The organism is Atlantibacter sp. MEI4A-1023, assembly GCF_056155425.1.
Map to the genome: position 1 here is coordinate 1,519,274 of NZ_CM149568.1, position 22,749 is coordinate 1,542,022.

The following is a 22,749-nucleotide window of genomic DNA, read 5'->3' on the forward strand; positions in this document are numbered from 1 at the left end:
GGCTTTTCCACCCGCGTAAGTGAAAAGTTCAATGGTCATTGCGGATTGATAAAAAAAGGGCAGGTTTTAATCTCATTTATTGACGAATATTCAATAAAACGGCTTTTTTATTAGATGTGTGCTTTTGAACAGAGGGTAAAAATAACGAAGCCACGATAAACGTGGCTTCAAATCAAATAACGTCGATTTCCGCGACGGAGGGATAAATCCACGAAGGCCGGAACGGCATCGCATCGATATCGTTTAAGGTCGAAACGCCGGAAAGTACCAGAATGGTTTCCAGACCCGCCTGGAAGCCTGCCAGAATATCGGTACGCAGGTTATCGCCAACAATCACGGTCTGTTCGGAATGGGCCTGCATCTTGTTGAGTGCGGCGCGGATGATCCACGGGCTCGGTTTGCCGACGTAAAACGGCTTGCGTCCGGAGATTTTCTCAATCCCGGCGCACAGCGCACCGCAGGCTGGATAGAAACCGCGACCGTGGGTATCCGGGTTGGTGGCGATAAAACGCGCACCGTTGGCAACAAAAAACGCGGCCTTGTGCATCATTTCCCAGTTATAGGAGCGTGTTTCGCCCACGATCACAAAGTCCGGGTTGATATCAGTAATGGTGAAGCCTGCTTTATACAGTTCGTGAATTAACGCGCCTTCGCCTACCACATAGGCTTTCTTGCCTTCCTGACGGCGCAGAAAATCTGCGGTCGCCATCGCGGAGGTGTAAAACACGCTGTCCGGCACGTTAATGCCCGCAGAGGCGAAACGGTTGGCGAGATCCTGCCCGGTTTGCGAGGGGTAGTTGGTCAGCAACACCAGCGGCAAACCTTTTTCCAGTATGCGGGTCAGAAATTCGCTCGCACCGGGTACGGCTACGTTGTCGTGCATCAGCACGCCGTCAATATCACAAATTACGTTCTGAATGGTCATGGACTACTCTGGTCTGCCTGAAAGATAAGAATTAACTATAACGGAAATGCACTGACGATTTTAACTTTCCAGCAATCGTTGCAGCAGCATCCCGTTCAGCATCGCGCGCTTAACCAGGGCGAAGGCGCCAATGGCAGAACGATCGTTCAGGGAAGAGCGCACTACCGGCAAGTTTTTGCGAAACGCCTTCAGCACCTGCGTGTTGATGCAGCCTTCAATGGCGGGCAGCAGCACTTTTTCGGCACTGATAATTTCACCCGCGATGACCACTTTTTGCGGGTTGAACAGGTTAATAGCGATAGCGATGGCTTTACCCAGATGGCGCCCGACATGCTCTATCACCTCGCTGGCCAGCGGATCGCCTTTGTTGGCGGCTTTGCAAATCGCGTCGATATTGCAATCGTCAACGGTCAAGCGGCTCTGATAACCCCGTTCCAACAGATGGCGCACGCGCGCTTCAATGGCGGCATTCGCGGCGATGGTTTCCAGGCAGCCAAAATTACCGCAGTGGCAGCGTTCGCCCAGCGGGTCAACCTGAATATGACCGATCTCCCCCACGTTGCCGTTACGGCCAATAAAAATCCGGCCATTGGAGATGATGCCCGCACCGGTGCCGCGATGTACGCGCACCAGAATAGAATCATCGCAATCGCGAGTTGCACCGAAATAGTGCTCGGCCAGCGCCAGGCTGCGAATGTCGTGACCCACAAAGCAAGGTAAGTTAAAGCGTTTTTCGAGTTTCTCCACCAGCGGCCAGTTTTCCACGTCGATATGCGGCATATAGCGCACCACGCCGGTGTCGGGATCGACCAGGCCAGGCAGAATAACGGAGATAGCAATCAGCTCGCGGATTTTACGCAGGTTGTTTTCGCTGAATTGCGCAATAGCATTGAGCAGCGCGTCTTCCAGCGTCTCCTGGGTACGCTCCGGCAGGGCGAAATGCTCTTCCGCCAGGGCTTTGCTGCTAAGATCGAACAGCGTCAGCGTGGCATCGTGGCGGCCCAGCCGCACGCCGATAGCCTGAAAACCGCGGGTTTCGGTAATAATGGAGATAGCGCGGCGGCCCCCGGTAGAGGCCTGTTGATCGACTTCTTTAATCAACCCGCGTTCAATCAGCTGGCGAGTAATTTTGGTGACGCTGGCGGGGGCGAGCTGGCTTTGTTCGGCAATCTGAATGCGCGAAATGGGTCCATGTTGATCGATGAGGCGATAAACCGCCGCGCTGTTCAGTTGTTTTACCAGATCAACATTACCAATTTGAGCCTGTCCGCCAGTTGTCATGCCTTTTCTTACTCAGTGACGACCTCGTTGCCATTAACGATGGTCTTGATAATTTTGTAATCGCGGGTAAAGGCGGTCAGATTGGCCACTTTCCCGGCTTCGATTGTGCCGAGATCTTTATCCACACCCATTGCGCGAGCCGGGTAGAGCGATGCCATGCGCAGCGCTTCGTCCAGCGCGATACCGACATGCTCGACAAGATTATGTACGCCTTCAATCATGGTCAATGCAGAACCACTGAGGATACCGTTCTCATCCACACACAGCCCGTTGCGGTAGTATATTGTTTTACCGGCAAAAATGAACTGTTCGATATCAGCACCGGCCGGTGCTGTCGCATCGGTAACAAGGCAAAGTTTATCGCCCTTGATCTGCTTGGCAATACGGACATTGGCGTAGTCGACATGCAGCCCGTCACCAATAATGCCGCAATAGAGCTCCGGTTCATCAAAAATCGCGCCCACCAGGCCTGGTTCGCGGCCTGTAATATACGGCATCGCGTTAAACAAGTGGGTAGCAAAACCAATGCCCGCGCGAAAGCCGATTTTTGCTTCTTTATAGGTGGCGTTGGAGTGCCCGGCAGAAACGATAATGCCTGCCTCTACCAACTGACGTATATATTTAGGATCGACCTGCTCAGGCGCCAGCGTCACTTTGGTAATGACATCGGCGTTTTCACACAGGAAATCAACCAGTTCAGCATCCGGCTTGCGGACATAATCCGGATTGTGGGTGCCTTTTTTCATCAGATTCAGCCACGGACCTTCAAGATGAAGACCCAGCGCCTGATTGGGGTGCTTCGCCAGATATTCGCGCATTACGCGAATACCCTGCTTCATTAATTCATCGCTGCTGGTGATAAGCGTGGGAAGATAGCTGGTGCAGCCGGATTTTTCATTGGCGGCCTGCATAATTTCCAGCGTCTTCACCGTAACGGCGTCGGCGGTGTCGTTAAACTGCACGCCGCCGCAGCCGTTGAGCTGCACATCAATAAAACCGGGGGCAATAATGGCGCCGCCGACGTCGCGCTGTTCAATGCCGGATGGTAAATCGGCAATCGGACAAACGCGTTCAATCAGGCCATTCGCGATAACAATCGCGTGGTCGTCCAGAACTTCATGGCCGGTATAAATCCGGCCGTGGATTAGTGCGTACATAGTGACCCCCGGTAAATACTGACTTAAAGACCTTTAATATTTTCTGCTTCGAGTTCGGTGAAGTATCTCAGCGTCTTCACTTTGAGCTCCATGGTAGACGGCTCATCGCAAACAATTACAGCTTTCGGATGCAACTGCAGACAGCTAATGGTCCACATATGGTTCACGTTGCCTTCAACTGCCGCCTGTAGCGCCTGCGCTTTCACATGGCCGAGCACCAGAATCATCACTTCTTCAGCATCCAGCAGGGTGCCAACGCCCACGGTCAGGGCATATTTCGGTACCTGGTTCACGTCGCCGTCAAAGAAACGGGAGTTCGCCACGCGGGTGTCATGCGTCAGGGTTTTAATACGGGTGCGGGAAGCCAGCGACGAAGCGGGTTCGTTAAACGCGATGTGTCCGTCATTGCCTACGCCGCCCATAAACAGGTGAATTTTACCGTAGGCGCGAATTTTCTCTTCATACTGGCGGCATTCTGCATCAATATCCGGCGCGTTGCCATCCAGTAAATTGATGTTTTCTGCTGGAATATCAACGTGATCGAAGAAATTGCGGTGCATGAAGCTGTGGTAGCTTTCTGGATGTTCTTTCGGCAGGCCGACGTATTCATCCATATTAAAGGTGACTACGTGTTTGAAGCTGACCTGGCCCGCTTTATGCATCTCAACCAGCGCTTTGTACGCTTCCAGCGGGGTACCACCGGTCGGCAGACCCAGCACGAAAGGGCGATCCGCCGTCGGTTTGAACGCATTAATGCGGTTCACAATATGGCGTGCTGCCCATTTACCGACCTGCTGAGTCGTTGCCAGGGGAATCAGTCTCATCATTCACCTCAGTTAGTTAATTTAAAACAGACGGGCGGAACATACATTTAGTTTAAAACGGATCCATTTATACTGCTCGCTGGAAGCATTCCGCCTTGATTTTTTGAATCATAAAATAAGTTTTGGGAGTTAGCCAGTGAAAGGGGGAGGGTATAGCGATATTTGGTGATAAAACTCACAAAAAATGCGCGTTTAATTTGCGATACGAATTAATTTTTCACACACTTCCGGTGTGATGCGCAACGTCACCGCATTTTTCAAGGTTGGTTACACAATAAAAAAACGGCTTTGAAAGAGCCTTATCAGGTCTCATAGGGGGATAAAGTGAGTATTCTAGGTTATTTGCAACGAGTAGGCCGGGCGCTGATGGTGCCGGTTGCTACCCTGCCTGCAGCAGCAATTCTGATGGGGGTAGGTTACTGGATTGACCCGGTTGGCTGGGGTGGAGATAACGCGCTTGCGGCATTCTTCATAAAGTCCGGTGCTGCCATTATTGATAACATGTCCGTCCTGTTCGCCATCGGTGTGGCGTACGGGATGTCTAAAGACAAAGACGGTGCGGCGGCGCTCACTGGTTTTGTCGGCTTCTTAGTGTTAACGACCCTCTGCTCGCCGGCAGCGGTGTCGATGATTCAAAAAATCCCTGCCGACCAGGTTCCGGCGGCGTTTGGTAAAATCAACAACCAGTTCGTCGGTATCCTGGTCGGTATTATCTCTGCGGAATTGTACAACCGCTTCAGCGGCGTCGAGCTGCCGAAAGCGCTGTCGTTCTTCAGCGGTCGTCGTCTGGTACCGATCCTCACCTCTTTCGTGATGATTGTGGTGGCGTTCATCCTGATGTACATCTGGCCAATGATTTTCGACGGTCTGGTGACTTTCGGCGAACACATCCAGAAACTGGGCTCCGTAGGCGCGGGCGTTTACGCCTTCTTCAACCGTCTGCTGATTCCGGTCGGCTTGCACCACGCGCTGAACTCCGTGTTCTGGTTCGACGTGGCGGGCATCAACGATATTCCTAACTTCCTGGGCGGCGCACAGTCTATCGAATCCGGTAAAGGCATTGTGGGCATCACGGGTCGTTATCAGGCGGGCTTCTTCCCAATCATGATGTTTGGTCTGCCTGGCGCGGCGCTGGCGATTTACCACTGCGCACGTCCGGAAAACAAAGCCAAAGTGCTGGGTATCATGATGGCGGGCGCGTTTGCCGCCTTCTTTACCGGTATCACCGAACCGCTGGAATTCTCCTTCATGTTCGTTGCGCCGGTGCTGTATGTAATCCACGCCATTTTGACCGGTATTTCTGTCTTCATCGCGGCCAGCATGCACTGGATTGCCGGTTTCGGCTTCAGCGCCGGTCTGGTGGATATGGTGTTGTCTACCCGTAACCCGCTGGCGACGCAATGGTACATGCTTATCGCACAGGGCCTGGTCTTCTTCGTTATCTACTACGTGGTATTCCGTCTGGTTATCACTAAATTCAACCTGATGACCCCGGGCCGTGAACTGGCTGTTGCCGGTAGCGAAGCGGATGGTCAGGATATGAACGTAAGCGGTACCAAAGAGCAGGATGTTACCGGTCTGGCGCGTCAGTACGTGGCGGCAGTCGGCGGTTCAGACAACCTGACCGGGATTGACGCCTGTATCACCCGTCTGCGTCTGTCGGTGAAAGATTCCTCCCGCGTTAACGAAGCCCTGGCGAAACGCCTTGGCGCAACGGGCGTTATCCGTCTCAATAAAACCGGCGTGCAGATTATCGTTGGTTTTATGGCGGAAAAAATCGCCGATGCAATGAAAACTGTTGGCAACGTACCTGCCGCCACACCGGCTACGGGCGAAACCGCGCCGGTTGCCGCACCGGTTCAAACGGCGAAGCCGCAGGCCACCCCGAATACCACCTCCACTATCGCAACGCTGGTTGCGCCGGTGACCGGTGATGTGGTTGCGCTCGACGATGTGCCGGACGAAGCCTTCGCCAGCAAAGCGGTGGGTGATGGCGTGGCGATTAAACCGACGGCAAAAACCGTGGTTGCGCCAGCTGCTGGCACCATCGTTAAGATCTTCAACACCAACCACGCGTTCTGTCTGGAAACCGAAAACGGCGCTGAAATCGTTGTCCATATGGGTATCGATACGGTGGCGTTGAACGGCCAGGGCTTTAGCCGCCTGGTGGAAGAGGGTGCTGAAGTGACGGCGGGCCAACCAGTGCTGGAAATGGATCTGGATTTCCTGAACGCCAATGCGCGCTCCATGATTAGCCCAGTGGTTTGCAGCAATATCGACGACTTCAGCGGCCTGGTCATTAAGGCGCAAGGTCAGGTCATTGCCGGTCAAACCCCACTGTATGAGATTAAAGGCAAATAATCGCTCCTGAGTAAGAGGTTGCCTTAAGCGGCGGAAGAGAATTCCGCCGCTTTTTTTATGCAAAATCGCCGGAACGCAGCGGTTATTGTGTTTTTGTGCAACTAATGGTTGTGTCCCGTCTTAGGTTATAAGATCATTCACCGTTATCTATTTTGCGAAGCTTTGAGGAATGCGCAATGAGTGAGGCTGAAGCCCGCCCGACTAACTTTATTCGCCAAATCATTGATGAAGATTTGGCCAGTGGAAAACACTCGACTGTTTATACCCGTTTCCCGCCTGAGCCGAACGGTTATTTGCATATCGGCCATGCAAAATCGATCTGCCTGAACTTTGGCATCGCCAAAGATTATCAGGGCCAGTGCAATCTGCGTTTCGATGACACTAACCCGGTAAAAGAAGATATCGAATACGTTGATTCCATCAAGAACGACGTCCAGTGGTTAGGTTTCCAATGGTCAGGAGACGTGCGTTATTCTTCTGACTACTTCGATGCGCTGCATCAATATGCCGTTGAGCTGATCAACAAAGGCCTGGCTTATGTTGACGAACTTTCGCCGGAGCAAATTCGCGAATACCGTGGCACCCTGACTCAACCGGGTAAAAACAGCCCATACCGCGATCGCAGCATAGAAGAAAACCTCGCGCTGTTCGAAAAAATGCGTACCGGCGGTTTCGAAGAAGGCAAAGCCTGCCTGCGCGCGAAAATCGACATGGCGTCGCCGTTTATCGTGATGCGCGACCCGGTAATTTACCGCATTAAATTCGCCGATCATCACCAGACCGGCAGCAAGTGGTGCATCTATCCGATGTACGACTTTACCCACTGCATCTCCGATGCGCTGGAAGGCATTACCCATTCACTCTGTACCCTGGAATTCCAGGATAACCGCCGTCTGTATGACTGGGTGCTGGATAACATCACCATTCCGGTTCATCCACGTCAGTATGAATTCTCTCGTCTGAATCTTGAGTATGCGATTATGTCCAAACGCAAACTCAACCTGCTGGTGACGGAAAAGATCGTTGAAGGCTGGGACGACCCGCGTATGCCGACCATTTCTGGTCTGCGTCGTCGCGGTTATACCGCTGCCTCTATCCGTGAATTCTGCAAACGCATCGGTGTGACTAAGCAGGACAACACGGTAGAAATGGCTGCGCTGGAAGCCTGCATCCGTGAAGATCTCAACGAGAACGCGCCGCGTGCCATGGCGGTTATCGACCCGGTGAAACTGGTGATCGAGAACTATCCGCAGGGCCAGAGCGAAAGGGTCACGATGCCAAACCATCCGAACAAACCGGAGATGGGGAGCCGTGAAGTGCCGTTCAGCGGCGAAGTGTGGATCGACCGCGCCGACTTCCGCGAAGAGGCTAACAAGCAGTACAAGCGCCTGGTGCTGGGTAAAGAAGTCCGCCTGCGTAATGCTTATGTGATTAAAGCTGAGCGTGTAGAAAAAGACGCGGAAGGCAACATCACCACTATCTTCTGTAGCTACGACGCAGAAACCCTGAGCAAAGACCCGGCGGACGGCCGCAAAGTGAAAGGCGTGATCCACTGGGTGAGTGCCAGCCATGCGTTACCGATTGAAATCCGCCTGTACGATCGTCTGTTTAGCGTGGCAAATCCCGGCGCGGCAGAAGATTTCCTGTCGACTATCAATCCAGAGTCGCTGGTGATCAAGCAGGGTTTTGGCGAGCCGAGCCTGCAGAATGCAGAAATGGGCAACGCGCTGCAATTCGAGCGTGAAGGTTATTTCTGCCTCGACAGCAAATATTCCAAACCTGAACATCTGGTGTTCAACCGTACGGTGGGTTTACGCGATACCTGGGCGAAAATCGGGGAATAAGATTTCATTGCTAAAACGCCGCGTAATGCGGCGTTTTTTTTGGCGTGAAGCTTCTTTAAATGAAAAGAGAAAGGCCCGGAGAACGTCTTAGACTGCGATGAATTACCTCTCGCATCAACTGAGTTTTTCAGGCAGTTGATTGATTGTCAGCAATTTGCCTCTTTTAACATCGATATGATTTTTAGCGCGCATCGCCGACAAAACTTTCATGACGATACTGCGAGATAAGTTGGTTCGTTTGACGATGAAATCCGCAACATTGATTTTTGACCGCATAAACTCATCTAGTTGATTAAGATGGAGGAGATTCCCCTTAATCATTTGATAACTATTTCGCCCCATCATCATCTCATCCCGATAAAGTAAACTTTCTATATGCCAGGATAAAATTGGCGGTATTAAGTGCAGCGAATGATTATCGTCAAGACGCTGCATGAAAATGTCCAGAGGCACTAACTGGAAATGGCATTGCGTATCGGCATAAATGCGCAGATAGGCCAGATTTCGGGCATTACCGGTTAGCCCAAACAGCGCTGGCGCAGTTTGTTTTTCAAATAAAAGTCTGTCGCTGCTGCGAATGATAGAAAACTGCCCACCATGAATCAGCGTAACGGTATGAGGTCTTACGGGTATTAAGGTATATCTTTCTACACGCGTAAGTTTGTTATAGTCAGTGAATAAATCCGTTAAGCGATATAATTCAGAGAGAGGTTTCTGCGGTAATGTCATTGCGATTAACCAGATTTATTTTATCGGATGCGATGCTAATCACTATTTTAAGTGATGGCATTTTTAAACCGCAACGCAACAAACAGACCCGGCAGGTGATAAGATGTCTCAATATATGATAACTGGCTGATTTATATAGTTATTGATATATTCTTAAAACATCATTCACATTATTTAATTCATTACAGGATTTACTTAAAGGTTTCATTATTAAGCAAGCCATGCCTGTTATTTTTTAAATCATCAGAAATAAAAAAGCCGACATTAGTCGGCTTTTACTGGAATTCATGATTCTAGAAAAAATTACTTTTCTGCGATCTCATGCGCATTTTCGTCTTCGCGGCAATCGCCTTCTGCGCAATGGCCATACAGGTACAGGCTGTGGTTAGTTAAGCGAATACCGTGACGGGAGGCAATTTCACGCTGGCGCGCTTCGATTGAATCGTCGCTAAACTCGATCACTTTACCGCAGTCAAGGCAAATGAGGTGATCGTGATGATGCTGCTGAGTCAACTCGAAAACGGATTTGCCGCCTTCAAAATTATGGCGCGTGACGATTCCGGCATCATCAAACTGGTTAAGAACGCGGTAAACGGTCGCTAACCCAATCTCTTCACCCATGTCGATCAGGCGTTTGTATAAGTCTTCCGCACTGACATGGTGGTTGTCCGGCCCCTGCAACACTTCGAGGATTTTTAACCTCGGAAGCGTGACTTTCAGGCCAGCCTTTTTCAATGCGGTATTGTTGTCAGTCATGCGGAATTTGTCCTGTTACGTAACGATTCGCTCCTCAGGGAGCAAGAGATCGATGCAAGGCATTATGCGTTTCATTATAGAACTGCCATGCCTAAATGAAAACTGCAACTGCCTTGCTTAAAAATACCCAAAATCGTGGCGCTGCCTGCATTTGTTGCAAAATCACCCGATGCGTAAGGCGTATATTGTACAGGTCTGGAGGCAAAAGTTAAAAATTTGTAGCAATTATTTTTATCGCTTTTGCCTATCAATCAAGATAAAAAGGCGCTAATTGACTTAGCACCCTTAATAATCAGGCGTTGATGATGTCCTGCAGGTGCAGCTCTTCAGAAACCTGTTTAACCCATTTTTCAACGCGTTCTGCGGTGAGTTCCGGTTGGCGATCTTCGTCGATGGCAAGACCGAGGAAGTGATCGTCATCCGCCAGGCCTTTGGAGGCTTCAAAGTGATAGCCTTCAGTCGGCCAGTGGCCAACGATAGTTGCGCCGCGCGGTTCAATAATGTCACGCATGGTGCCCAGCGCATCGCAGAAGTATTCGGCATAGTCTTCCTGGTCGCCACAACCAAACAGGGCAACCAGTTTATTGTTGAAATCAATCTCTTCGAGGGTAGGGAAGAAGTCATCCCAGTCGCACTGCGCTTCGCCGTAATACCAGGTAGGGATGCCCAGCAGCAAAATATCAAAACTTTCGAGGTCTTCTTTGCTGCTTTTAGCAATATCACGCACTTCAGCAACATCTTTACCAAGCTGTTTTTGAATCATTTTTGCGATATTTTCAGTGTTGCCGGTATCGCTGCCGAAGAAAATGCCTACGATTGCCATGAGTAAAATAACCTCTTGAAACTTAATGAGATGGTTGAGGCAAAAAGCCTACAGATAGGGCAATCATAGCAGAACAGACAAGCTGGCGGAAATCTCTATCACGGCCATGTGCACAGTCTGCTACATCGCGCCGTGTTTTTAGATAACGCTCAGTCTTTAAGGGCGGCGAGCTGTGACAGCAGAATATCTTCGATCAATTCGCTGCGGCTGATATTGCGGGCCTCTGCCAGCATGTTGAGCGCGTCAACCGCTTCAACGTTCAGTTTGAGCTCAACGCGCTTGAGCCCGCGCACTTTGTCGCGCTTTAACTGGTTGCGCTTGTTAATGCGCAACTGTTCATCGCGTGACAGCGGGTTAGTTTTGGGTCTGCCCGGGCGGCGTTCGTCCGAGAACAGATCTAATGTCGTACGGTCCGTTTGTTCTTTGGCCATGATGCGCGTTTTGACAGGGAAAACAGGGTGCAGGAGCGGGGCTCGGATGCAGTTAAGCGCGCCATCATACATGAGGGAATCCGGCGCGCCAACGCGTTAACGGCACTCTGACTTATCAGCCGCTTTATTTTTAACCATTTTTACCCGGCATCGAGGTAGCGGCGGATTGCCCGTACCACGGCCTGCGGTTTTTCGGCATGAACCCAGTGGCCCGCGCCCGCTACGACGTGCGCGCGGGCCTGGGGGAATTGCGCAAGCAGCGCCTCGCGATGGCTTTCATCCACGTACGGCGAATTGCCGCCGCGAATAAATAGCGCCGGATGATCCCAGGCGGGCACCGTTTCCCAACCGACGATATGTGAATACTGATCCCACAGTGCCGGCACATTGAAACGCCACTCGCCGGATGCGAAGGATTTGAGCAGAAACTGAATCACCCCTTCTTCAGGGATTTGTTCACGCATCAGGGCCGCCGCATCCTGGCGAGAGGTGATCCCGGCTTCGCTGACGGCGTTAATCGCGGCGAAAATTTCATCGTGCCGCCGCACCTGGTAATCCACCGGCGCGATATCAATCGCCACCAGTTTATCGATGCGTTGCGGCGCGATGTTGGTTGCCGCCATCACGGCTTTACCACCCATGGAGTGGCCGATAAAAGTGGCTTTGTCGATACTCAGTTCGTCGAGCGTATCAATCAGATCCTGTGCCATGGCCGGATACGTCATGATATCGCTGCGCGGCGACAACCCGTGGTTGCGCATATCCACCTGGATAACGTCGAAATCGGTAATCAGTTCGCGAGCCAGCACGCCCAGGTTATCCAGGCTGCCGAACAGGCCGTGAACCAGCACGATCGGTGAGGCGTTATGCGATTGTTGTGTAGTTTGCGCTCGGGTATGTAATTTCATGGCAAAGTTCTTTTTTTGCAGGTGTCAGGTTAGGGTATTATGTTGAACATTCTGCCGCCCGGTCGCAAGATCCAGTTAAATCTGACTTTTGCCGCCTTCCTGGCTTGACGCTATCCGCTGTTGGGGTTTGATCCTATACTCCCAACGATTTGTATTCAGAAAGATATCGCACTGGATTAAAATGAAAACGATTGAAGTTGATGACGACCTTTATCGCTATATCGCGAGCCACACCCAGCACATTGGTGAAAGCGCGTCCGACATTTTGCGTCGCATGCTGAAATTCAACCCCGCGCAACCGCAAGTCGAAAAACCGGCGAAAGAGGGCAGCGCGGCCGTCGCCGTGATGGAAGAAAAACCCGCCAACAACCCCAAAGATCGTGTACGCGCTGTTCGCGAGCTGCTGCTTTCTGACGAATACGCTGAACAAAAGCGTGCCGTCAACCGTTTCATGCTGGTGCTGTCTACACTCTATACACTGGATCCAAAAGCGTTCGCCGATGCCACCGAGTCGTTGCATGGCCGCACCCGCGTCTATTTTGCGGGCGATCAGCAAACGCTTTTGCAGAGCGGTAATCAAACCAAACCCAAACATGTGCCAGGTACGCCATACTGGGTGATTACCAACACCAATACCGGTCGTAAATGCAGCATGATTGAACACATCATGCAGTCAATGCAGTTCCCGGCGGAATTGATTGAAAAGGTTTGCGGCACCATTTAACTAATGCGTCAAAAGGACCAGGCCATGGCAATTCATAACCGTGCAGGGCAGCCTGCACAACAGCGTGATTTGATTAATGTTGCCCAACTCACCGCACAATATTACGTGCTGAAACCGCAGCCGGGGAACAGCGAGCATGCGGTGAAATTCGGGACGTCCGGCCATCGCGGCAGCTCGGCGCGCCACAGTTTTAACGAACCGCATATTCTGGCGATTGCCCAGGCCATTGCGGAAGAACGCGCAAAAAATGGCGTTACCGGCCCCTGTTATGTGGGTAAAGACACGCACGCGCTTTCCGAACCGGCGTTTATCTCGGTGCTGGAAGTGCTTGCCGCCAACGGCGTGGATGTGATCGTTCAGGAAGACAACGGCTATACGCCGACCCCGGCGGTCTCTAACGCTATTCTGGTCCACAACCGCCAGGGCGGAAAACAGGCGGATGGGATTGTCATTACCCCTTCCCATAACCCGCCTGACGATGGTGGCATCAAATACAATCCGCCCAACGGCGGCCCGGCTGATACCAATGTCACCAAAGTGGTGGAAGACCGCGCTAACGCCCTGTTAGCGGAAGGCCTGGCGTCAGTGAAACGCGTTTCGCTGGATGAAGCCTGGGCGAGCGGGCACATTACCGCGAAAGATCTGGTGCAGCCGTTTGTCGAAGGGCTGGCGGATATCGTCGATATGGCGGCCATCCAGAAAGCGGGCCTGACGCTGGGCGTCGATCCGCTGGGCGGCTCGGGTATCGAATACTGGAAGCGCATTGCCGAGCACTACAAATTAAACCTGACCATCGTTAACGATCACGTCGACCAGACCTTCCGCTTTATGCATCTGGACAAAGACGGCGCAATCCGTATGGACTGTTCCTCTGAATGTGCGATGGCGGGCCTGCTGGCGCTGCGCGACAAGTTTGACCTGGCGTTTGCCAACGACCCGGATTATGACCGCCACGGTATCGTCACGCCGGCGGGGTTGATGAACCCGAACCATTATCTTGCTGTGGCGATTAACTACCTGTTCCAGCATCGTCCGCAGTGGGGCAACGATGTGGCGGTGGGCAAAACCCTGGTTTCTTCCGCGATGATCGACCGCGTGGTTAACGACCTGGGCCGCAAACTGGTTGAAGTGCCTGTGGGCTTTAAGTGGTTCGTTGACGGCCTGTTCGACGGCAGTTTCGGCTTCGGCGGTGAAGAGAGCGCGGGCGCATCATTCCTGCGTTTTGACGGCACCCCGTGGTCGACCGACAAAGACGGCATCATCATGTGCCTGCTGGCGGCGGAAATTACCGCAGTAACCGGTAAAAACCCGCAACAGCACTATGACGAACTGGCTGAACGCTTCGGCGCGCCGAGCTACAACCGTCTGCAGGCGTCCGCAACATCCGCACAGAAAGCGGCGCTCTCCAAACTCTCTCCAGAGATGGTCAGTGCCAGCACCCTGGCGGGTGACCCGATCATCGCGCGTTTAACTGCCGCGCCGGGCAATGGCGCATCGATTGGCGGCCTGAAAGTGATGACCGACAACGGGTGGTTCGCGGCGCGTCCGTCGGGTACGGAAGACGCCTACAAGATCTATTGCGAAAGCTTCCTCGGCGCCGAGCACCGTGCCCAGATCGAGAAAGAAGCGGTAGAAATTGTCAGTGAAGTTCTGAAAAACGCCTGATAGCGTTAAACAGAAAAAGGGAGCCGAGGCTCCCTTTTTTATTGCTGCGTTTTCGATTAGCCGTGTTTATTGGTCAACTCAAAGCGCGGCGATACCAGCCCGTACAGCGTCCAGCCCATAAAGGTCACCATGGCGCCATACAGCATCGCTTCGGAACCTGAGGAGTAGAGCGCATAGAAGCTGTAAATCGCTCCGATCAATGCCACGAAGTTTGCCGCTTTCGCTTTACCCGGATCGACCTTCGCCACTTTCTGGATAATCACCAGCGCCGCCATCGACAGAATGTACGGAATGATGTTGGTGACAACCGCCAGGTTAACCAGCACGTTAAACTGATTATTCAGCGACGGGCTGATGGTCATCAGCGCCAGCACGCTCTGGAAAATCACAATTGTCAGCATGCCCTTAACCGGGGCTTCAGCTTTTGATACTTTCGAGAAGATTTTCGGGAAGTAACCTTCATCCGCTGAGGATTTAAACACCTGAGCAATCGTAAACTGCCAGCCGAGCAGCGAACCGCAGCAGGACATCACCATCAGGCCCATGATCACTTTACCCACGGTCGGCGTGAACATTTGCGCGAAGGCCAGACCGAACGGCGCGGTGGAGTTAGCCAGGTCCATATTCGGCACAATCCCGGCGATTACGTTGGTAGAGACGATATAAATCACCGCCGCGCCCAGCGTCCCGCCCAGTACCGCGATCGGCACGTTGCGTTCCGGGTTTTCCACCACTTCGGTGTTGGCGCAGGCGGATTCCAGCCCTAAAAATGCCCACAGCGTCATGGCGATGGATGAGCCAACGGCGTCGAAGAACGGCACGTTGTGCGGGTTCCAGGATTCGGCATACATCGTCGGGCTGAACCAGAACCAGCCAATCACCGACAGACCGACCACCGGAATGATCACGCCCCATACCGTAATGCCGCTGATTTGCCCGGTGATGCGCGCGCCGCCGAAGTTGGCGACGGTGCAAATCCACAGTACGCAAATCGTGGCGATACCGATCTGTACCGGGCTGAGCGTCGCGCCGAACAGCTCGCTGCCGTAACCCACGGCGGAAATCGCAATCGCCACGTTAGCGATCAGCAGCGATACGCCGTAGGTATAGTTGGCCATAAAGTTGCCGGACTTTCCAAAGGCGTACTCGGCATAACCACCCATACCGCCGGTTTTACGGCTGAACATCCCGCATTTAGCAAAGGCCCAGGCCAGCGCCATTGACCCCAGCGCGGTCACCAGCCAGGAGATAATCGAAATCGTCCCCACTTCCGCCAGTTTGGTGGGTAGCATGATGATGCCGGAGCCCATCATGTTCACCATGGTCAATATTGTGAGCGGCACCACGCCCATCTTGTTGGATTTACTCATAATCTGATTTCCTTTTGTGCTGACGCTTTCACCACGGGCTGCTTGATAACGTGGCACCACACCTGTTTACGACCGTCATGCTCCTCGACATACACCCCCTGGAGTTCCGGTGCGAAGCCCGGCAGCAGGTTGATGCCTTCCTCCAGCGCCTGGAAGTAGCGCAACACCGCGCCGCCCCAGATTTCGCCCGGGACTACGCACAGCACGCCCGGCGGGTAAGGCAGCGCGCCTTCAGCCGCCACGCGGCCTTCTGCATCGCGGAGTTTCACCAGCTCGGTTTGCCCACGGATAAAGGCGTAGTTGGCGTCTTGCGGGTTCATCACCACGCGCGGGAAGTACTCTTTACGGAACATCTCTTTCTGAAGCTGCTTCACGTTGTGGCTGGCATAGAAGTCATGCATTTCCTGGCAAAGCTGGCGCAGGGTGTACTCGCCGTAACGTTCCTGATGCTGTTTCCAGAGCGACGGCAGCACTTCACTCAGCGGTGCGTCGTGTTCCAGTAACTGCTCGAAACGGACCAACAGCGCCACCAGTTGCTGCATTTTGCCCATCTCTTCAGCAGGCGTGAGCAGGAACAGGATCGAGTTGAGGTCGCATTTCTCCGGCACCACGCCGTTCTCACGCAGGAAGTTGGCAAGAATGGTGGCCGGCACGCCAAAAGTGTCGTATTCGCCAGTAGCAGCATTGATACCCGGCGTGGTCAGCAGCAGTTTGCAGGGGTCGACGAAATACTGATGCTCTGCATAGCCCTCGAACGCATGCCATTTGTCGCCTGGTACAAAGTGGAAGAAGCGCAGATCGCGGGCGATCTGTTGAGTATCCCAGCTTTCCCACGCTTTGCCGTCAACGGTAGCAGGCACGAACGGACGAATATGGTGACAGTTGTTGAGGATCAGCTTACGGGTATCGATACCGACTTCTACGCAGTTCATCCACATCTGTTTGCCGCCTTCGCCTTCGTGCATACGGGCGTTAACGTCCAGCGCCGCGAACAGCGGATAGAAAGGGCTGGTGGAAGCATGCATCATAAAGGCGTTATTCATACGCTTATGGGAAACATAGCGATCCTGCCCCTTGATATGGCTGTCCTTTTTATGGATCTGCGAGGTCTGGGAGAACCCGGCCTGTTGCTTATGTACAGACTGGGTCACCAGAATGCCCGGATCGTTTTCGTTAAGTTCCAGCAGCAGCGGTGAGCAGTCCGCCATCATCGGAATAAACTGCTCATAGCCCACCCATGCGGAGTCGAACAGGATGTAGTCACACAGATGACCGATCTTATCCACTACCTGACGCGCGTTATAAATAGTGCCGTCGTAGGTGCCTAACTGGATCACTGCCAGGCGGAACGGACGTGCGTCCTGGGCGCGGTCGGCAGCCACTTCACGGATGCTGTCACGCAGATAGCGCTCTTCGAAGCAGTGCGCGTCGATCCCACCGATAAAGCCGTACGGGTTACGGGCTGTTTCCAGATAAACCGGTGTTGCGCCCGCCTGTAACAGCGCGCCATGATGGTTCGACTTATGGTTGTTGCGGTCAAACAATACCAGGTCGCCCGGTGCCAGCAGCGCATTCAGCACCACTTTGTTAGAGGAAGAGGTGCCGTTGAGCACAAAGTACGTTTTATCGGCGTTAAACACTTTGGCAGCGTGTTTTTGAGCCGTGCACGGCGCGCCTTCATGGATCAGCAAATCGCCCATCGCCACGTCCGCGTTACACAAATCGGAGCGGAACAGGGTTTCGCCGAAGAAATTCACGAACTGATTGCCCGTCGGGTGACGGCGGAAGAACTGACCACCCTGGTGGCCGGGGCAATCAAACGCGCTGTTGCCTTGTTTGACATAATCAACCAGCGCGCGGAAGAACGGGGGTTTCAGGCTGGTTTCGTATTTCGCTGCGGCGGCCTCAAGCTGGCGGCCATAGAATTCCGAACGAGACTCGCTGATTTCAAACACGCCGTTGATACGCGCTAACCAGTGTTCGGGAACACGTTCATTATTATGGGTTGCGATAAAAATCGGCAGACCAAAACCGGTACGCTCGATTTTATCAATAATACCGTTATCAATATCGGCTAGCGCCACGACGGCGGCAGCGACATCAATAAAATCGGTATCCATAATTGAAACGACTTCCCGTTGGGTATTAACGCAGTCCGGACAGATGCGGCTAACCGCAATTTTTAACTTTTGCATGGTAATCCTGAGTTTTAAGCAATACTTTCCCGCAATTTCTTTTATTAAGAAATTGAATGGCACCGGAAATTAAGCAAAGGAGTATTGTGCAACCAAAAGGCAGCAAAATAATCGACGCTATTTTTTTAGGATGAATAAAGCCCTCAATCCGGCGATTGATTTAAAAAATTGGCTTTATCAGAGATCAGACGCGATCACGCGCAGGCATTGAAACCCAAAAAAGACATAGGGTGTGAAGAGGCCTGTGCTATGGCGCACCTGCCAGGACGTGGCTATCGGGCGTTAAAGAAGTGGAAATCGAAGCTATTACGATGGGCAAACATCATTATATGTGTGGTTCGCCTTATATGCGGCATTAACCGGTTGTTGTTTTCCATAATTAAATCCTTTTCTAAATAAAGGCGAGGCTATTTTATCTCCGGCAAAAGGATAAACCGTGACGAGTATCAATAAAATGATTTAGTTTCACTACATATACGCACAGGAACAAATTAATGCAGAGTAATTCACTATGGTTCGCCCGCGTGGTCAGTGGATGTGTTTGTGTAACAATGTCTGGTTAGATTGTGTAACATTTGTATTTTTAATTGCGGTGAAATAACGCATTTATCTATTGGTTATTTATTCTAATTAATTTCAGGGTTATTCAGTGGCAGCCCAAAAAAGAATGCGTTAATAGAAAGGCTCATTCAAATAAAAACATCATTTCATTTTCTTAAACCCAGCAGCAAAAGCTTTCTACATTCACTAAGGGTTTATCTGGACAAAATCGGAATGCAGTTGTTTGTCAATTTGTGAAATCCGATTGCTCGGCAACGTGCATAAAAATGCACACATATGAATAGCCACAAATGTTAACAATCCCGATGACAGATAGGCCAAAAAAAGGCGGGTCACTCGCTTTCGTTAACAAATTTACCTCTCGGTTGCCAACCCCGCCCTTTATCTGGGTTTACTTGGGGATCAAATCAATCACCAGCCCTTGTTGCAGACGGTCTACCATAGCAGCCGGTGGCGCGGGGACGCGATAGAGCTGTGTTGCGGCTGCCATCACCCGATCGCACCAGCGCGGATCGCCTTCCAGGCGCGTAACATCCATGACGGTGCCTTCAGCATCTGTTGCGATGCGAATGGTGCAGAGCTTGCCAGCATATTGCCCGGTATCGTTAATCCTGGCGTATATCTCACGGGTAAGGATTTGAGCATAGGATTCATCTTCTTGCCTGGTGTTCTGGCCAACAGGAAACGATAGGCCAGCGCCGACCCCCACACTTGGAAAGCCGGTTCCCACTCCAACGCCTAATTGTGTGCCGGAGCAGGCGGTGAGGGTCAGAATCACAACAGAAGCTGCAACAATATTTTTCATATCAAATACCCTCAACGTTAACAGGTGCGCTTACAGCATAAACCGGTAGCCTATCCCGGTTTCAGTGAGCAAATGCCGGGGCCGCGCCGGGTCGGCTTCCAGCTTCTGGCGTAAATGCCCCATATAGATGCGCAGATAGTGGCTATGCTCCACCGCATTAGGCCCCCATACCTGATTTAGCAGTTGTCGCTGGGTTAGCACTTTTCCATGGTGGTTCAACAGCACGGCCAGTAACCGAAATTCGATGGGCGTAAGGTGAATTTCCTGTTCATCACGGGTAATACGCCGCGCGGGGATATCCACGCTAATCCCGGAAAACTGATACACGGCGTCGCCCTCTGGCCGCGTTTGCTGGCGGCGCAGCGCCACGCGCAGCCGCGCCTGCAACTCGCCAATCCCAAAAGGTTTGCTCAGGTAATCGTCAGCGCCCGCATCCAGCGCGGTAATCTTATCGGTCTCTTCACTGCGCGCCGACAGCACAATAATCGGCGCCTGGCTCCACTGGCGAAATTCGCTAATAAAACAGATGCCATCGCCGTCCGACAGGCCCAGGTCAAGGATCACCAGATCGGGTTTGCGGGTGGCGGCTTCAATCAGCCCGCGCTGCAACGTTTCTGCGTCATACACCCGCAGAGAATCTGCTTCCAGCGCGGTGCGCAGAAAACGCCGGATCTCTTTTTCATCTTCGATAATCAGAACGGTAGTCACAGGGCCTCGTGCATATCCGCCATATCCGGCGGCGTGGGTAACGGCAGCTGAATATGAAAACTGGCGCCGCCTTCAGGACGATTACCGGCGTATATTATCCCGCCGTGGACATCAACAATAGCCTGGCATATTGCCAGCCCAAGCCCAACTCCCGGGATTGCCGATTCTTTATCTCCCCGTGAAAACTTCTCGAAAATAGCCTGTTCCTGCCCGGACGGGATACCCGGCCCGGTATCCCACACCTCGATATCCAGCCAGCCAGGCTGCGCTTTGCTGCGAATGCCGATTTGCGCCGCGCTGCCCGCATATTTGACGGCGTTTTCCAGCAGATTGATCAACACCCGTTCAAACAGCGGGCCATCGACATAAATCAGCTGTAACGGGTCGGGAAGCTCCAGCGCAATCTGCCGTCCGGCCAGGCCGGGTTCCAGCATATTCAGCGCGCTTCCCACCACTTCTTCCAGTGTGAGCCATTCGCGTTGCAGATTAAACCCGCCGGACTGAATACGCGCCATATCCAGCAGATTATTTACCAGCCGGGTCGTGTTCAGCACATGCTGGCGGATGTCGCTGGCCTGCCGGGCATGGCGCGAGCCTTCACTCGCCAGATCGAGGGTCAGAATTTCCGCCTGGCCGAACAGCACCGTCAGCGGGGTGCGTAAATCGTGTGACAGCGCCGCCAGCAGAGAGTTACGCAGTTTTTCGCGTTCGCTGGTCAGCCGCGCCTGTTCTTCGCTACGGGTCAGGGCCAGCCGCTCCAGCGCGTTTGCCGCCAGCAGAGTAAAGGTTTCCAGCAAACGCTGCTGTTCAGGGATCATCAAAAGCCGTAGATTCGCGGGCTCAACAATCACCAGCCCAACGGTTTTGCCCGCCGCGCGCAGCGGAACAATCTGGTAGGGCACGCCGGGGAGCGTATCGGTGCCTGCGCCCGCAGGCTGACCGTTATCAAAACTCCAGCGGGCAATGGCTTCATCCCAGAAGGGCGTTACGCTGGCATCGGGCTGCGGCTTCAACGCGCCGTGCTCATTGGGCAACAATAGCTGGCTGCGGGCAAAAAATGTCGCATCAATAAACTGGCTGCTGGTGGCGGCGATGTCCTGCGTCGTGCGGCCTACGGACAGGGATTTGGATAACTCATACAGCGAGCGGGTACGCTGCTCGCGATAGCGGGCGACCCGCGCCTGATAGCGTACCCCGGCGGTAAGATTACCGATAACCAGCCCCACCGTGAGCATCACGCCGAAGGTGAGGAGATACTGCACATCCGATACCGCCAGCGTGCCGCGCGGATTCACAAAGAACACATCAAAACTCAGCACGTTGATAAACGTCGCCAGCACCGACGGCCAGCGCCCGTAGAACAGCGCCACGATCACCACGCCGAGTAAATAAAGCATGACTAAATTCGCCGCTTCAAAAGCGATCAGCCAGCGGCTTGCCAGCAGGGTAATCAGCGCGCAGAGCGCCACCGCAACCGCGCAGCCTTTTAGCTGCACGCGCCAGCGCTCGCTAAAATTGCGGATATCCTCGGGTTTTGCAGCCAGCGGGGCAGGGGCGTCTTCCAGCGCCACGACCAGCACATCCAGATCGGGCGCGTAGCGGTTCAGGCGATCGGCAAATGTATCGCGCCAGAACAGGCGGCGCGGACGTTTGCCGATAACCACTTTGCCCAGATTATGTTCCCGGGCGTAGCGTGCCACGGCTTTCTCTTCCGCCGATTCCGCAAGCGTGGCGGTTTGTGCGCCTAATTCCTGCGCCAGGCTCAGCGCCTGTAATATGGCGCGGCGCTCGGTTTCCGGCAGGCGGTGCAGGCGTGGCGTTTCAACATAGATGGCGTGCCAGACGCTGCCGAGTTTAGCGGCAAGCCGGGCGGCGGCGCGCACCAACTTTTCATGGCCGCTGCCGCGCCCGATGCACAGCAAAATCGCATCCCGGGTATGCCAGACTTTTTCCTGGCCGGGGTTGTCGCGCCAGGCGCGCATCTGATCGTCTACCCGATCGGCGGTGCGGCGCAGCGCCAGTTCGCGTAGTGCAATCAGGTTGCCTTTGCGAAAGAAATGCTCAATAGCGCGCTCCGCCTGGCCCGCGATATAGACTTTGCCTTCATTTAGCCGCTGGCGCAGATCGTCCGCCGGGAGATCCACCAGCACCACGTCGTCGGCGGCATCGAAAATGGGATCGGGCACGGTTTCGCGCACCTGGATCCCGGTCACGCCGCCCACCACATCATTCAGGCTTTCCAGATGCTGAACGTTAACGGTGGTAAAAACATCAATGCCTGCCGCCAGCAGCTCTTCCACATCCTGCCAGCGTTTAGGATGACGGGAGCCGGGCGCGTTGCTGTGGGCCAGTTCATCCATCAGGATCAGCGCGGGATGGCGCGCCAGCGCGCCATCAAGGTCAAATTCCGGCACAATCCGCCCACGATGCTCCAGCCGCTTTAACGGCAGAACCGGCAAGCCTTCAACCAGCGCGGCGGTTTCCTGGCGTCCGTGGGTTTCCACCACACCCACCAGCACATCCAGGCCCTGGGCGTGCAGACGCCGCGCCTCGGTGAGCATGGCGTAGGTTTTACCCACGCCCGCGCACGCCCCAAAGAAAATTTTCAGCTTACCCCGGTGCTGCCCACTGGTGCGCGCGAGCAGGCGATCCGGGTTGGGGCGCGATGGCTCCTCAGTCATC

19 protein-coding genes are annotated in these 22,749 nt (G+C 53.4%); 4 read left to right on the forward strand and 15 right to left on the reverse strand.

The genetic code is table 11. From position 1 onward, the window contains the following. Nucleotides 1-172: 172 nt before the first annotated feature. The 4 genes from ACVV26_RS07355 to nagB are packed head-to-tail and all read right to left on the reverse strand — an operon-like array spanning nt 173 to nt 4,187. Complete coding sequence (locus ACVV26_RS07355) at nt 173-925, reverse strand: HAD-IIA family hydrolase (protein WP_125294545.1); 753 nt, start codon at nt 923-925, stop codon at nt 173-175. A 60-nt stretch (nt 926-985) separates the two neighbouring features. Further along, nucleotides 986-2,206 carry a DNA-binding transcriptional regulator NagC gene (gene nagC / locus ACVV26_RS07360; RefSeq protein ID WP_312984298.1) on the reverse strand — a complete coding sequence of 407 codons (1,221 nt, stop codon included), beginning with the start codon at nt 2,204-2,206 and terminating at the stop codon, nt 986-988. A gap of 8 nt (nt 2,207-2,214) precedes the next feature. Then, on the reverse strand, nt 2,215-3,363 hold the full coding sequence (gene nagA, locus ACVV26_RS07365; RefSeq protein WP_474800771.1) for an N-acetylglucosamine-6-phosphate deacetylase: 1,149 nt from the start codon (nt 3,361-3,363) through the stop codon (nt 2,215-2,217). 23 nt (nt 3,364-3,386) lie between these two features. Continuing rightward, the gene (nagB, locus tag ACVV26_RS07370; RefSeq protein ID WP_474801779.1) at nt 3,387-4,187 is read right to left on the reverse strand and encodes a glucosamine-6-phosphate deaminase; all 801 of its coding nucleotides are present in this window, start codon (nt 4,185-4,187) and stop codon (nt 3,387-3,389) included. A gap of 324 nt (nt 4,188-4,511) precedes the next feature. Between nagB and nagE the strand changes: the two genes are divergently transcribed. Both nagE and glnS read left to right on the forward strand, forming a co-directional pair. Beyond that, on the forward strand, nt 4,512-6,548 hold the full coding sequence (gene nagE, locus ACVV26_RS07375; protein WP_312984295.1) for an N-acetylglucosamine-specific PTS transporter subunit IIBC: 2,037 nt from the start codon (nt 4,512-4,514) through the stop codon (nt 6,546-6,548). Between the two features lie 176 nt (nt 6,549-6,724). Then, the gene (gene glnS / locus ACVV26_RS07380; RefSeq protein WP_474800772.1) at nt 6,725-8,392 is read left to right on the forward strand and encodes a glutamine--tRNA ligase; all 1,668 of its coding nucleotides are present in this window, start codon (nt 6,725-6,727) and stop codon (nt 8,390-8,392) included. Nucleotides 8,393-8,506: 114 nt separating this feature from the next. Here the strand turns inward: glnS and ACVV26_RS07385 are convergent, their stop codons facing one another. From ACVV26_RS07385 to ybfF, 5 genes are all read right to left on the reverse strand, one after another. After that, nucleotides 8,507-9,121 carry a helix-turn-helix domain-containing protein gene (locus tag ACVV26_RS07385; protein WP_474800773.1) on the reverse strand — a complete coding sequence of 205 codons (615 nt, stop codon included), beginning with the start codon at nt 9,119-9,121 and terminating at the stop codon, nt 8,507-8,509. Between the two features lie 303 nt (nt 9,122-9,424). After that, on the reverse strand, nt 9,425-9,877 hold the full coding sequence (fur, locus tag ACVV26_RS07390; RefSeq protein WP_125294538.1) for a ferric iron uptake transcriptional regulator: 453 nt from the start codon (nt 9,875-9,877) through the stop codon (nt 9,425-9,427). Between the two features lie 292 nt (nt 9,878-10,169). After that, on the reverse strand, nt 10,170-10,700 hold the full coding sequence (gene fldA / locus ACVV26_RS07395; protein WP_167509311.1) for a flavodoxin FldA: 531 nt from the start codon (nt 10,698-10,700) through the stop codon (nt 10,170-10,172). 149 nt (nt 10,701-10,849) lie between these two features. Continuing rightward, entirely contained in the window at nt 10,850-11,131 is a 282-nt protein-coding gene (ybfE, locus tag ACVV26_RS07400) for a LexA regulated protein (protein ID WP_312984331.1), read from the reverse strand. 140 nt (nt 11,132-11,271) lie between these two features. Beyond that, complete coding sequence (gene ybfF, locus ACVV26_RS07405) at nt 11,272-12,039, reverse strand: esterase (protein ID WP_474800775.1); 768 nt, start codon at nt 12,037-12,039, stop codon at nt 11,272-11,274. Nucleotides 12,040-12,220: 181 nt separating this feature from the next. On the opposite strand from ybfF, the gene seqA reads away from it, so the two are divergent. Then, a complete protein-coding gene (gene seqA, locus ACVV26_RS07410; protein ID WP_312984289.1) occupies nt 12,221-12,763 on the forward strand; it encodes a replication initiation negative regulator SeqA in 543 nt (180 codons plus the stop codon). Nucleotides 12,764-12,787: 24 nt separating this feature from the next. Further along, nucleotides 12,788-14,428: a phosphoglucomutase (alpha-D-glucose-1,6-bisphosphate-dependent) gene (pgm, locus tag ACVV26_RS07415; RefSeq protein ID WP_474800777.1), complete on the forward strand. Its 1,641-nt coding sequence runs from the start codon at nt 12,788-12,790 to the stop codon at nt 14,426-14,428. 56 nt (nt 14,429-14,484) lie between these two features. Here pgm and potE read toward each other — a convergent pair whose 3' ends face one another. From potE to kdpD, 6 genes are all read right to left on the reverse strand, one after another. Further along, the gene (gene potE / locus ACVV26_RS07420) at nt 14,485-15,798 is read right to left on the reverse strand and encodes a putrescine-ornithine antiporter (RefSeq protein ID WP_474800778.1); all 1,314 of its coding nucleotides are present in this window, start codon (nt 15,796-15,798) and stop codon (nt 14,485-14,487) included. After that, entirely contained in the window at nt 15,795-17,993 is a 2,199-nt protein-coding gene (gene speF / locus ACVV26_RS07425) for an ornithine decarboxylase SpeF (protein ID WP_474800780.1), read from the reverse strand. Before speF ends, potE begins: the two co-directional genes overlap by 4 nt. Before the next feature lie 272 nt (nt 17,994-18,265). Beyond that, a complete protein-coding gene (gene speFL, locus ACVV26_RS07430) occupies nt 18,266-18,370 on the reverse strand; it encodes a leader peptide SpeFL (RefSeq protein ID WP_106875989.1) in 105 nt (34 codons plus the stop codon). A 575-nt stretch (nt 18,371-18,945) separates the two neighbouring features. Continuing rightward, the gene (locus tag ACVV26_RS07435) at nt 18,946-19,359 is read right to left on the reverse strand and encodes a cell envelope integrity TolA family protein (RefSeq protein WP_474800781.1); all 414 of its coding nucleotides are present in this window, start codon (nt 19,357-19,359) and stop codon (nt 18,946-18,948) included. A gap of 30 nt (nt 19,360-19,389) precedes the next feature. Then, a complete protein-coding gene (kdpE, locus tag ACVV26_RS07440; RefSeq protein ID WP_474800783.1) occupies nt 19,390-20,067 on the reverse strand; it encodes a two-component system response regulator KdpE in 678 nt (225 codons plus the stop codon). After that, on the reverse strand, nt 20,064-22,748 hold the full coding sequence (kdpD, locus tag ACVV26_RS07445; RefSeq protein WP_474800784.1) for a two-component system sensor histidine kinase KdpD: 2,685 nt from the start codon (nt 22,746-22,748) through the stop codon (nt 20,064-20,066). The genes kdpE and kdpD overlap by 4 nt, the downstream gene beginning before the upstream one ends. Between the last annotated feature and the right edge of the window lies 1 nt (nt 22,749).